The sequence below is a fragment of the Magnetospirillum sp. UT-4 genome, assembly GCF_902729435.1.
Taxonomy (GTDB): domain Bacteria; phylum Pseudomonadota; class Alphaproteobacteria; order Rhodospirillales; family Magnetospirillaceae; genus Magnetospirillum.
The window spans coordinates 101,628-116,261 of sequence record NZ_CACVCG010000101.1 but is presented as its reverse complement, the minus strand read 5'-3'; the positions used below and the strand labels follow the sequence as shown (position 1 = coordinate 116,261).

At 68.4% G+C, this 14,634-nt stretch carries 1 protein-coding gene (cut by a window edge); it reads left to right on the top strand.

Annotated features, from left to right (window positions below):
- Positions 1 to 14,634, top strand: partial view of a LamG-like jellyroll fold domain-containing protein gene (locus MTBUT4_RS19835; protein WP_173980338.1) — the end only. Its footprint begins 21,681 nt before the window's first position; 14,634 of the gene's 36,315 nt are visible here — the last part of the coding sequence; its start codon lies off the left edge, out of view; its stop codon occupies positions 14,632 to 14,634.

Below are 14,634 nucleotides of genomic sequence, written 5' to 3'. Positions count from 1 at the left end.
TCCAGCGCCTCGTTCGCCTGGAACGCCGGCGGGCTTACGGCCACCATCGCCGACATCGTCGCCAGCGGCGCCGCCAACCGTCTGTACCACGTCACCGACGGCACCGACGGGTGGCTGTACGTCAAGGGCGCCGGGACCGGAACCAGCTTCGACACCACCCTGATCAAGCTGACCGGCAAGCTGACGCCGCCCGGTGCCCTGCACTTCGACGGCATCACCGACGTCACCCCGAATCCGCCCATGGTGGTCCAGGCCCCCGAAGGGCTCGGCGCCGTCTTCACCGGCTCCGAGACCTACCTGAAGAACGACGCCCTGGCCGGCATCTCCAGCGGCACCGGCATCACCGTCGAGGCGTGGGCGAAGTTCGACGCCATCGGCGGCGGCCAGCGGTCCACCATCCTGTCCTATGTCGCCCCCGACGGCGGCAAGCTGGCGCTGTTCGCCACCGACACCGGCGAGATCCGCGCCGCCATCGAGGGCAGCACGGCGCCCTTCGCCCCGGCCGTCACCGTCGCCTCGGGCGCCTGGCACCATCTGGCGCTGACCTGGAGCAACACCGGCGGCACCGCGACGCTGTACGTGGACGGGGTGTCCTCGGGCACCGTCACCGGCCTCGGCACCGGCCAGACCATCGGCGGCGGCGGCACCCTGGTGATCGGCCAGGACCAGGCCTTCGCCGGCGGCGGCTTCGACCCGACCAAGTCCATGCGCGGCAGCCTGGACGAAATCCGCATCTGGGACAGCGTCCGCACGGCGGCGCAGATCCAGGACGACCTGGACGGCATCTCGAGCTCGACCACCGGCCTGGCCGCCGGCTACACCTTCGCCGACGTCAGCGGCACCACGGTGGCCAGCATCGTCAACTCCGCCTCGAACGCGCTGCAGCGCTTCGGCGAGCTGGCCCCGGCGGTCACCTTCAGCGCCACCGAGGATGGCGGCCAGGTGACGCACCAACTGGCCTTCAACGACCCCAACGACGTCACCCCCACCGCCACCTTCGCGGTGGCCTCGACCACCGCCAACGGCACCTTGTCGGTCACCGCCGGCGGCTTGGTCAGCTATACCCCCAACGCCAATTTCAGCGGCACCGACACCTTCACCGTCAACGTCACCGACGAGGGCGGCGCCGTCGCCACCCGCACCCTGGCCATCAAGGTCGAGCCGGTCCTGGACAGCCCGGCCCTGGCGGCGCCGGCGGCGGGCGGCACCTCGGCCCTGTCGCTGGGGGTCTCCAAGCACGCCGAAACCGCCGCCCTGGTGGTCACCGCCACCACCAACGTCACCATCGAGGCGCTGGTCAAGGGCGCCGCGATCGGCACCGCCGAGAAGGTGATCGCCTATAACGGCACCTTCGGCTCCAACGGCTTCGGCCTGGTGGTCGGCCCCGACGGCTGCCTCGGCATCCGGGTCGGCGGCACCCTGCTGCTGTCCAACCTCAAGACCTCGGACAACGCCTGGCAGCACGTCGCCGCCACCTATGACGGCACCGCCTGGAAGCTGTTCGTGGACGGCGTCCAGCAGACCGTGTCGGGCAATACCGCCGCCGCCCTGACCACCGCCACCGGCGCCACCGGCATCGGCACCACGATCAACACCACCGACACCGCCTCGTTCGTCGGCATGGTTGATGAGCTGCGGGTGTGGACGGTGGCGCGCAGCGCCGCCCAGATCAAGGCGGACATGGACAACCAGCTGACCGGCGCCGAGACCGGGCTGGCCGGCTACTGGCGCATGGACGACGGCTCCGGCACCACCATGGCCGACCAGACCAGCGGCAACCACCCCATGACCCTGGGCGCGGGCAGCGAAAACCCGGTCTGGCAGAACACCCTGCTGGCCGACGGCGCCCAGCGGGTGGTGATGGAGGACGGCTCGGTCTCGGGCGCGCTGGCCATCACCAACGGCGACGGCGGCACGCCGACCCTCAGCGTCAGCCTCGCCCCCCTGCACGGTTCGGTGACGCTGGCGCAGGACGGCGCGTGGACCTACACGCCCATGGCCAACTGGCCGTTCATGTCCAACATGAGCGACACCTTCACGGTGACGGCGATCGATTCCCTGGGCGGCACCGCGACCAGGAGCATCATCGTCAACGCCGTCCCGGTGAACGACGCGCCGGTGCTGACCGCCGGCTACACCCTGCCGACCATTGATGAGGACCCGGACGTCAATTCCGGCACCACCGTCGCCGCCATGGTCGGCATGACCGATGGCGGCGCCTACCGGGCCACGGACGCCGACGGGTCGATGACCATGGGCATCGCCGTGGTCGGCGCCGCCACCGCCAACGGCAGCTGGCAGTACAGCATCGATTCGGGCACCACCTGGACCGGCTTCCCGGCGGTGGCGGAAAGCGCCGCGCTGCTGCTGACCTCGGCCACCAAGGTGCGCTTCGTGCCCAACGCCGAGTACAGCGGCACCGCCACCTTCACCTACCGCGCCTGGGACATGACCGTCGGCGGCGGCGGTCAGACCTATGACATCACCGCGACGGGCGGCAGGACCGCCTTCAGCGCGGCGACCCAGACCGCCACCGTCACCGTGGCGGCGGTCGATGATGCGCCGTCTTCGGCCGGGGTGCGGATGGCGGCCGACGACTTCAGCGCCGCCTCGCTGGACACCGACCTTTGGACGGTGGTCGAGGGCTATGACACCTACGACCCGGATCGGGATTCCGTCACCGTGGCGGGCGACAAGGCGATTATCCAGAACCGCGAGTTCCTGCGCACCACCGACCAGTTCGCCGGCACCTCAGCCAATCCGCTGGTGGTGTGGGGCACCTTCACCGCCGGCGCCGATGACATCCTTTCGGTTGTGCTGCGCACCGCCGCCACGCCGGACAACGCCAATTACGGCTTCCCCACCGACGGCATCAACGTGCAGGCGCACTATGACGGGACGGTGAACATCATCGGCCTGGGTGGCGCCTCGGTCACCGGCGTGACCGGCGACACAACGCTGACCTGGACCGCCGGCATGAAATACCGGTTCTCCATCACCGACACCGGCAGCGCCGTCACCTTCAATATCGTCCAGGAAAACGACGCCGCCAATTCGGCCAGCCTGACCGCGACCTCGACCTATGCGCCGGCCACCAGCTACGTGGTCGTGACCAACCGAGAATACACCACCGCGAACCACATTCTGTCGCTGGACGATCTGGCGGTCGAGACGGTGGCCGGCCTCTACGCCACCGAGGACACGCCGCTGACCGGCGCCCTGCCGGTCACCGACGAGGCCGCCGCCGCCAGCCTGACCTACGCCGTTGCGGAACATCCCGCCCACGGCACCGTCACCATCGCCGCCAACGGCAGCTACACCTACACGCCGGCGGCCAATTACGCCGGCATCGACCATTTCGAGGTCGCCGTCACCGATCCGAACGGCAATGTCGGCTATGTGCCGATGATGGTCACGGTGGCGCCGGTCAATGACGGCTACACCTTCCTGGGCGCCGGGTCGCGCACCGGAATCCTGAATTTCGCCGACGACATCGCCACCACCAATGCGCAGATGTCGGCCAGTTCCGGCACCATCGAGATGTGGGTGCAGGAAGGCAGCTGGAACACCACCCAGGACGAGGCGCTGGTCGGCAACGGGCTGAGCTACGTCACCGACAACGCCCTCTATCTGTCGGTCCACAACGACGAAGGCCTGCACTTCCGCTACGGCGGCTGGAGCCAGGAGGGCAGCACCGCCCTCACCTATGCCGGCAGCGACGCCTGGGCCGACGGGTCGTGGCATCACGTCGCCATCAGCTGGGAACGCAGCGCCGGCATCACCACCCTGCGCCTGCTGGCCGACGGCGCCGTGGTGAAAACCGCCACCACCACCCTGGAGATTCCCGCCGACGCGCTGGATGCCTGGACCTTCGGGCGAATGTACGACGGTGCGACCGACTCGTTCAGCGGCAGCCTGGACGACGTGCGGATGTGGACCACCGCCCGCACTCCGGCCCAGATCGCCGCCAACAAGAACGCGGTGCCGGTCGGCAACGAAAGCGGCCTGCTGGCCAACTGGACCTTCGACAACCTGGACGCGGACGCCGCCACGGTGGCCGACCGCGCCGGCACCGACAACGTCATGGACCTGGGGGCCGGCAATCTGCACCCGATTGCCAAGACTCCGCCGGCCATCGGCATGCAGTTCACCGGCGGCACCGGCCTGGTCAGCAACGCCGTGGCGACCACCAGCCTGACCGACGTCAGCGTCGGCGCCTGGATCAAGTGGGACGGCACCCTGGCCAAGCAGGTCATCGTCCATAACGGCGACCCGGGCAGCAGCGGCTTCGGCCTGTACCTGGACGCCACTGGCAAGGTCTGCGTCGCCGCCGGGGCGAGCGCGGTCACCACCAATATCACCGCCCAGGCCGACACCTGGCAGCACGTGGCGGCCACCTATACCGGCAACACCTGGCACATCTACGTGGACGGCGCCGAGGTCGCCATCTCGTCGGGCGCCGGCACCGCCCCCACCGTGGTGTCCGGGGCGACCGTCGCCATCGGCTCGGACGGCGCCAGCGACGGCTTCACCGGCCTGATCGCCGAGGCCAGCATCTGGAACCGGGCCCTGAGCCCGGGCGACATCGCCGAGGGCATGAACGCCCAGCTCAGCGGCCACGAGCCCGACCTGATGGGCTATTGGCGCCTGGGCGAGACCGGGGCCGAGAACCTGGTGGGCTCGGCGCTGGTGGATGGCGCCACCTGGACCAACCCGACCGGCCTGTCCCTGGCCAGCGCCGGCGTGGTGCTGGATTTCGACGGCACCAACGACAAGGTGCTGCTGGGCGACATCGCCGGCATCGGCAACGCCATCACCGTCGAGGGCTGGGTGAGGCTCGATTCGCCGCTGTCCGGCACCCAGACGCTGTTCGCCCATGGAGGCGGCAGCTTCGACGTGACCGTCGATTCCAGCGGCATCGTCCGGCTGACCTTGATGAACGGCTCGGGGACCAGCGCCAGCGCGGTCGGTTCGCCGCTCACCGCAACCAACTGGTACCATGTGGCCGCCACCTATGACGGCGCCACCGCCAAGATCTACGTCAACGGCACCCTGGCCGGTTCGTCCGCGTTCACCGGATCGCTGTACGACGATCCGTCCATGTCGTGGGCCCTGGGCACCAGCCTGAACTCCAGCGGCACCGCCGCCAATTTCCTGAACGGTCAGTTGGCCGACGTGCGGGTGTGGAACACGGCCCGAAGCCAGACGAACATTTCAGACAACATGGCGGTGCGCCTGACCGGTGGCGAGAGCGGCCTGCTGCGCTACTGGAAGCTGGACGAGGGCTCGGGCGGCGGCGGTCTCATCGACAACGCGGTGGGCGACCTCACCGCCACCAAGACGGTGGTGGTGGATGCGGTGCCCGAGGTCGGCACCGCACTGACCACCCTTGAGGACACCCCGCTGGGCGGCCAGCTGATCGCATACGACCCCGATACCGGGCCGGCCGTCACCTTCAACACCACCACCGCGCCGACCAACGGCCGCCTGGCCATCAATGCCGACGGCACCTTCCTGTACATTCCCAAACCCGGCTATGTCGGCGGCGACACCTTCACCGTCCAGGCCAGCGACGGCACCACCACCAGCAGCAAGACCTTCACCGTCACCGTGACCAACAGCACGGAAATCGACGGCGCCACCCAGGAAAGCCGCTTCGCCAGCCTGAACGGCACCACCGACTACGCCACCGCCGCCGGTACCATCGACCTGAGCGGCAAGTCGTTCAGCTGGGAGTTCTGGGCCAACCGCGCCACCAGCTCCGGCATGGACTACGTCCTCGGCCAGGGCACCGCCGGCGTCGGGACCGGCCTGCAGATCGGCTACGGCGCCGGCAGCAGCTTCACGTACTCGTTCTACGGCGTGGACTTGAACGTCGCCATTCCGGGGGGGAGCACCGGCGTCGGCGAGTGGATCCACTGGGCCGGCACCTACGATGCCGTCAGCAACACCCGCATCCTGTACATGAACGGGGTCGAGGTAGCGCGCGACAACACCTTCAACGTCACCGACCGCGACTACACCGGCACCGGCACGCTGTACATCGGCAAGACCACGTGGGATACCACCGCCTTCAGCGGCAGCGTCGATGATGTCCGCATCTGGTCGGACGTGCGCAGCGCCGCCGAGATCGAGGCCAATTACCAGACCACCCTGAGCGGCGACGAAGCCGGCCTGCTGGCCAACTGGACCTTCGACGGCGACAACCCGCTGGACGACCAGGCCGGCACCAACAACGCGCTGATCAACAACGGCATCTCCATCGCCGCGCCGCCCGGCACCGCCATGCGCTTCGACGGGGTGAACGACACCGTCTCCATCGCCGACAACGCCGCCTACCACACCTCGGCCTGGACGGTGGAGACCTGGTTCCGGACCACCGACATCTCTGGCGTCGCCAACCGCATCATCCACAGCCAGCCCTTCGCGCTGGCAGTCCGCTCGGACGGCACCCTGTGGGCCGAGACCTATAACGGCAGTTCCTGGCCAACCATCCAGAGCGGGGTCAACGTCGCCGACGGCGTGTGGCACCACGCCGCCATGACCTTCGCCTCGGGTACCGCGACCCTGTACATCGACGGCGTCCTGGTCAACACGGTGGCATCCACCCCCGTGACCAATACCGGCATGACCCTGGGCAACACCACGTCGGGGGCGGATTCCTCGCAGGCCTTCGCCGGCGACATCGCCGACACCCGGCTGTGGAACACGGCAAGGACCCTGGCCGACATCAAGTCCACCATGTACGACCGGCTGGCCGGCAACGAATCGGGCCTGGTCGGCAACTGGCTGCTGGGCGATGCCACCGGCACCACGGTGCCCGACGCCACAGGCACCAATTCCGGCACGGCCAATAACGGCCCGACCATTGTCGCCACCATGCCCGACGTGGTGGACGACACCATCCATGTCGAGCCCGGCGTCACCTATACCGGCCGCCTGGCCGCCTGGGACCCGTTGGTGGGCGACAATCTGACCTGGACGACGATGAATGCCCAGGCCACCGCGCACGGCACCGTCACCGTGACACCGGATGGCCGCTTCACCTACCAGGGCACCAACGGCTATGCCGGCGACGACAGCTTCGTGGTGATCGCCAGCGACGGCCAGAACACCGTCACCAGGACCATCACCGTCAAGGGCGCCAGCGACATCGAGATCGGCGTCCGCGATGCCGGCGGCCAGTTGAAGCTGGACGGCAGCAACGACTACGCCTCCACCACCGCCACCGCCGTTGCCCTGAACGGCCAGTCGTTCAGTTGGGAGTTCTGGGCCAATCGCGCAGCCGCGACCAACGCCGACCTGGTCCTCAGCATCGGCGGCCAGTCCACCGGGGTGGTGCCGAATGACGGGCTGCTCCATGTCGGCTACTTCGCCGGGAACCAGTTCAATTTCGGCTTTGCCTACGATGACCTGACCTACACCGACTCCACCAACGGCGTCGGCCAGTGGGCGCACTGGGCCGGCACCTACGATGCCACGACCAATGTTCGCATCCTGTACAAGAATGGCGTCGAGGTGGCGCGCAACGTCGCCACCGGCGATTTCATCGGCACCGGCGTGCTGGAGATCGGCCGTGCGGTGTTCCCCGACGGCACCAACAATTTCGGCGGCCAGCTGGACGACATCCGCATCTGGTCGGACGTGCGCACGGCCGAGGAGATCGCCGACAATTACGACAAGACCCTGACCGGGTCCGAACAGGGCCTGACCGCCAACTGGACCTTCGACGATGCCGGCGGCTCGGTGGTCGATGACAATGCCGGCGGCGACACCATCCTCAACCTGGCGGCCGGCGGGGTCAGCACCACGCCGGTGGTGATCGACCCGCCGGAGCGGGCGCTGGTCTTCACCGCCACCAATCAATTCGCCGCCACCGCCGCCCTGGCCACCAGCACCACCGGCACGGTGACCATGGAGGCGTGGGCGCGCCTGGATACCGCCAATCCGTCGGCGTCGCAGATCGTCTTCTACAACGGCTCGCCCGGCTCCGCCAACGGCTACGGCCTGACCCTCTACCAGGGCCATCCGGCAATGTGGGCCAGCGGCAGCGCCAATCTGGTCGCCAACGGCGTCACCATCGGTACCGGCGAGTGGCACCATTACGCCATCGTCCGCGACGGCACCGCGTGGACGCTTTACGTGGACGGGGTCGCCGCGACCCTGACCGGTACCACCACCGCCGTTCCGGTCACCCCCACCGGCGTCACCACCATCGGCGGCGCCACGGGCCTGGGCGACCAGACCTTCCTGGGGGCCATCAGCGACGTCTCGGTGTGGACCAGGGCGCTGAGCGAAGGCGAGGTCCGGGCTTCCATGGCCGAGCGGCCCGACGGCATCGAGACCGGGCTGGCCGGCTACTGGCGCCTGGACGGCACCAATGCGGCAGGCGCCATCGACGATCTGTCGTCCGCCGCCCTCAACGCCACCATCACCGGCGCGCCCACCTTCACCATCCAGTCCGGCCCCGCCATCACCGACCAGGCGGAGATCGGCGAGGGGCAGACCCTGGCCGGCGTGCTGCTGGGCGACGACGACGGCGCCGCCATCACCTGGACCACCCAGACCAATGCCACCACCGCCGGCGGCGGCGGCAAGGTGTGGGTCAATGGCGACGGCAGCTACACTTACGTCCCCAACACCGGCTTCGCCGGCACCGACAGCTTCATTGTCGCCGGCTCCAGACGTGGGGTGAGCGTCACCGAGACCATCACCGTCACCGTCGATGACACCACCGAGATGCAGGGCATCAACGCCGCCGGCGGCGCGCTGCAGTTCGACGGCAACGACAAGGCGATGGCGACCCTGGCCAACGGGACCATCGGCAACCGCTTCACCGTCGAGCTGGCCGCCAACCTCGGCCCATTCGTCTCCGGTGCCCGTCACGACCTGTTCGGCCTCAGCGACGGCACCAACAATCACCGCCTGGTCGCCTACGTCCAGACCGACAGCACCCTGCGGGTGGCCTGGAGCACCGACGGCACCAACTTCACCGAGCTCAACACCGGCGTGACGGTGATCTCGTCGGCCACCGCCGCCTGGAAGCACATCTCGGTTGCTTTCGACAACGGCACCCTGGTGGTCTACGCCGACGGCGTGCGGGTGGCCGGCACCACTACCGGCTTTACGTCCTTCTCGGCGACCGATCAGAGCTTCATTGTCGGCAATTCCACCGCCACCAGCGGCTGGCACGGCCAGCTCGACAATGTGCGCCTGTGGAACGACACCCGCACCGGCGCGGAAGTGGCCGAGAACTGGCGCGAGAAGGTTCCCGAGGCCACCGACCACCTGGTCGGCAACTGGACCATGGAGCACGTCGGTGACGGGCTGGTGTACCCCACCAACGGTACCCTGAACCTCCAACTCGGCGCCGCCGCCGGGGCCGGAGCCGACGACCCGATCCGGATCAACCCGCCGGGCAAGGGCATCCGCTTCGCCGCCGACACCGACGTGGTCGCCACCGCCGCCGTGGCCTCGACCGCCACCGACAATCTCACCGTCGAGGCGTGGGCCATGCGCACCACCGACGACGGCGGCAGCCAGATGATCGTCTACAACGGCACCTCCAACGCCTCGGGCTGGGGCGTCATGCTGGACGCCAACGATCACCCCGCCATCATCGTCGGCGGAAAGGCCCTCCTGACCGCCGCCGGCATCACCGTCACCACCGGCCTGTGGCAGCACTACGCCGTGGTGCGCGAGGGCGGGACCTGGAAGCTGTACGTGGACGGCGTCGCGGCCACGCTGACCGCGACCGACGGCACCGTCACCACCGAGCCGAACCTGCCGGCCGGCACCACCAGCATCGGCTACACCGCCGCAGCGCCCACCGAGACGTTCAAGGGCGTCATCGCCGACGTCCGCATCTGGGAGACCGCACGCAGCCAGAGCGACATCCAGACGCTGATGAACACCCGCGCCGGCAGCGACGAGCCCGGTCTGGTGGCCAATTGGATCCTCGATGACCTGTCCGGGACCACCGCCCCCAACAGCGTGGCGGGCGGCGCCTCGGCCACCGTCACCGGTGCGGTGGCGGCGACCAATCTGAAGCCCGCCTCCTACGACGACGTCATCTCCATCCGCGAGGATTCCAGCTATCACGGCCGCGCCTTCGCCCTGGATGTGGACACCGCCCAGGGCGGCCTGACCTATGGCCTGACCGGCGGCGCCACCGTCAGCACCACCGTCACCCTGACCACCGCCAATGGCGGCACCGTGGTGCTGGCCACCGACGGCTCCAGCCTGACCTACACCCCGGCCGCCGACTGGTCGGGCACCGACAGCTTCGAGCTGACCGCCATCGAGAGCGCCAATCCGGCCGCCACCAAGACCACCCGCACCGTCACCGTCACGGTGACGCCCGAAAACGGCGTGGCGGCCTATACCGTCGATGGCGGGGCCATGACCTGGACGACCGCCGAGACCGAGGGCGGCGTCGGCAGCGAAACCGCTCTGACGGTGAATGGCAGCCTGAGCCTGGCGCCGGTCACCAACGCCAACGAATATGCCGCCAGCATGAGTGTGGGGCAGACCGGATCGGTGATGATCGGCTGGTCCACCACCGCGGCCAAGCTGACCACCTTCGGCGACGTCAGCAATGCCGGCTCGATCATGCTTTCCGGTGAACTGGTGGTCGGTGGCGACCTGGCGCTGGGCGCCAACAGCACGACCATGAACGACGGCACCTTGACGGTGGGCGGCGACGCCACCATCGCGGCGAGCGGCACCTATATCGGCCAGGATTTCGGGCTGGTGAGCGGCGACGGCACCTTGACCAACCAGGGCACCATCACCTTCGAGGACGGCTCGGTGGGGTCGCGCATCGAGATGAATACGGTGAACGCCGCCGGCGGCACCATCACCATCGGGCAGGACATCGACACCGAGACCCGGGCCACCTTCGCCAAGTCGCTGACCAACCAGGGCACCATCTCCCTGTCATCGACCACCGCCGGCAGTTTCGCCACCCTGCGCGTCGCCAGCGGGGCGACCATGGCCAACCTGGCGGGCGGCGTCATCAACACCACCTCGATCAGCAACAGCTATGCCGATGCCAACGTCATCGATATCGGCGCCGGCGCCACCTTCACCCTGTCGGGCGGCACCATCAATCTCGGCGCCGTGATGAATTCCGGCAGCCTGTACATCGACACCGAGGGCAGCACCCTGGCCCTGACCGGCGGCACCATCAACACCTGGTCCACCGAGCGCACCGTGTACATCAACGCCGGTACCGGCGGCGATCTGGTGCTGGGCGGCAACACCCTGAACCTGACCGGCGGCGGCACCATCGAGATCGACGGCCCCGAATGCATCACCGTCGCGGCCGGCGGCTTCACCCTGCTGGCCAGCAACACCGCCACCTTCCACTTCGACGGCGCGGTGGTGGTGAGCGGCGACACCTTCACCAACCAGGACGTGCTGGCCTTCGACGATGCCGACGACATCTTCAACAACCTGTTCGTCAATGCCTCGGGCGCCAGCCTCGCCATCTTCCAGACCACCACCGGGTCGAGCGGAGTCACCTTCAACAGCGGCCTGACCAACACCGGCACCATCCAGCTGGACGAGAATGCCGGGGCGACCTCCGGCAACGGCGCCTACATCACCATGGGCAGCAATTCGACGCTGACCAATTCCGCCGGCGGCGTCATCTGGTCACGCGGCACCAACGGCACCCGCACCATCAACGGCAACGTCACCAATGCCGGCGGCGACATCTGGGTCGACCAGACCCTGAAGATCAACAACGAGGGCCACACCTTCGCCATCTCGGGCGGCGATATCTCCATCGCATCGGGCGAAACGCTGATCGCCTATGGCGGCGAAGGCGTGGGGGGCGCCACCGTGCAGCTGTCGGGCACCTCGACCATCTGGACCGGCAGCGGTCAGCTGGACCTGCAGCGCAACAACGACCTGGTCATCGGCGCCGGCGGCTACACCCACAATGCGACCTATGACGCCCTGGCGATGAGCGGCACGGTGCGGGTCACCGGCGCCACATTCACCAATGCCGGCGTGCTGAATCTGAACGGCAACGACGACACGTTCCAGACCGACCTGACTAACGCGGCAAATGGTACCCTGACCTTCGGCCAGTACGGCAACACCGCCACCAACCTCACCTTCGACGGCGCCGACATCACCAATGCCGGGTCGATGGTCATTTCGGACCTCACCGCCAATTCCTACGATGCCGGAATCACCCTGACCAACGGCGCCACCATCACCAACCAGGCCGGCGGCACCCTGAAGGTGACGGGTGCCGACCAGGATTCCACCATCACCGGCGGCACCGTCACCAACCAGGGCACCCTGCGTCTGGAAGCCGGCCTGGCGCTGACCGGCACCGTCAGCAATACCGGCACCATCATCGTCGATTCCGGGGCGACCCTGAACGTCAGCGCCGCCACCTTCACCAATACCGGCACCATCAGCGGCTCCGGCACCATCAGCCGCGGCGCCAATGCCTTCACCAACAGCGGCATCATCGATGCCGGCAGCGTCGATGGCACCGTCACCGGCACCCTGAACGTCACCGCCAGCACCCTGACCCTGGCCGGCGGTTCGACCCTGGCCATCGACGTGCGCAACAATTCGGGCGCCCTGGTCGCCGACGCCCTGTCCGTCACCGGCGCGGTGGTGCTGGGCGGTACGCTGAACTTCAACTTCCTGGAATCGCTGCCGACCAACGGCAGCAGCTATACCGTGCTGACCAGCACCGGCGCCCTCAGCGGCTCGTTCGCCAGCGTCACCCACAATCTGGGGACGGACTGGACCTACAGCCTGGGCGGTACCGCCACCACCGTCACCGTCACCTTCACCCTTCAGAACGGCCGCACCTGGAGCGGCACCAGCGGCAGCCTGACCGATGCCGCCAATTGGGGCGGCACCGCGCCCAGCGCCACCGACAGCGCAGTCATCGGCACCGGCGCCAATGCCAGCCTGGCCTCGGGCAGCGCCACCCTGGACGGGCTGCGCCTGGACGGCATGGCCACCGTCAACGGCACCGGCACCCTGACGCTGAACGGCTTCAGCTTCGTCAACACCAATGGCGTGGTCACCCTCGACGGCACCGGCACCATCACCGGCACCGGCGCCCAGGACATCGACGGCACCTTCACCTTCGCCGGCGGCACCTTGGGCGGCACCGGCACCACCACCATCGACGGTCAGCTGACCATGGGGCTGACGGCGGGCGAGACCGCCACCCTCAACCGCCGACTGGAGGTGGCCAATGCCGGCTCCATGAACGGCGGCACCCTGGCCGGCTCGGGCACCCTGGCGGTGCTGGCGGGCGGCACCATGACGGTGACCGGCGACAGCACCGTTTCGGCGGATCTCGACCTCGCAACCGGCGCCACCGCCGCCGAGGCCGGCAAGCTGACCGTCTACGCCTCGGGCACGGCGGCGCGCCTGACCGTGACCCATGCCGAGACCAATACCGGAATCATCTCGCTGGAAACCGGCGGGATGGCCATGACCTCCACCCTGGTCGTCGCCGGGACGCTGACCAACCAGGGCTGGCTGGAGGCGGGCGGGTCCGGCACCGCCGTCCTCGACGCCAACCTGGTCAACACCGGTTCGGTTAAGGTCAACGGCGAATCCGAGCTTCAGTTCACCGGAGCCAGCTTCGCCAATTCCGGCATCATCGACATCGGTGGCTACGGCGTTCTGGACATCAACCGCGCCGGCGCCACCTTGACCAACACCGGAACCATCCAGGGCTTCGGCACCCTGGACGTGACCGGCGCCAGCTTTACCAACAACGGCATCCTGATGGGTGGCGATTCCGACTTCCTGGGCGACCTCGGCATCGACGGCAACGTCACCCTGGGCGCCGGTTCGGTGCTGAAGGCCTATGTCGGCAACGACGGCACCGACGATGTGGTCAGCACCCTCAATTTCGACGGCACGCTGACCCTGGGCGGCACCTTGGACATCCACTACAACGGGGACAAGCCGACCGCCAGCCACCAGATCATCACCTGGGACAGCGCCACCGGCTATTTCTCGGAGATCACCGGCCTCGACTCGGCTTGGCAAGAAGGTGCCGACTACGTCTACGCCGCCAGCTTCGGGGCCACCGGCCTCTCGGTCTCCGCCCGCACCGTCAAGTCCGGCTGGAGCGACGGCGACGACTACCTCTACAGCGAGACCCAGAACGCCGCGCTGGTGGGCGGCGGCGGCAACGACACCCTGTACTCAAGCGCCGGCGGCGACGTGCTGTTCGGCGAATCGGGCAACGACATCGTCTCGCTGAGCAACGCCAACGTCCTGTTCGCCGATGGCGGCAGCGGCACCGACACCCTGTCGTGGTGGCACGGCCAGCTCGACCTCACCGCCGTGCGCGACGACATCCTGAAGCGGTTCGAGGTCCTCGACCTGGGGCAGAGCGCCTCGGCCAAGTTCACCGCCGCCGACATCCTGGCCATGACCGAGGGCACCAACGGCGCGTCGAACACCGCCGATACCCTGGTGATCGGCGGCTCGGGCGGCAATTCGGTGGTCTTCGCCGACGGGTCGTGGACCGCGGGCGGCACCCAGACCCTCAACGGCGACAGCTACACCGTCTATTCCAAGAGCGGCGCCACGGTGTGGGTGGAAAGCGGGATCACCACCTCGACGTCGTAG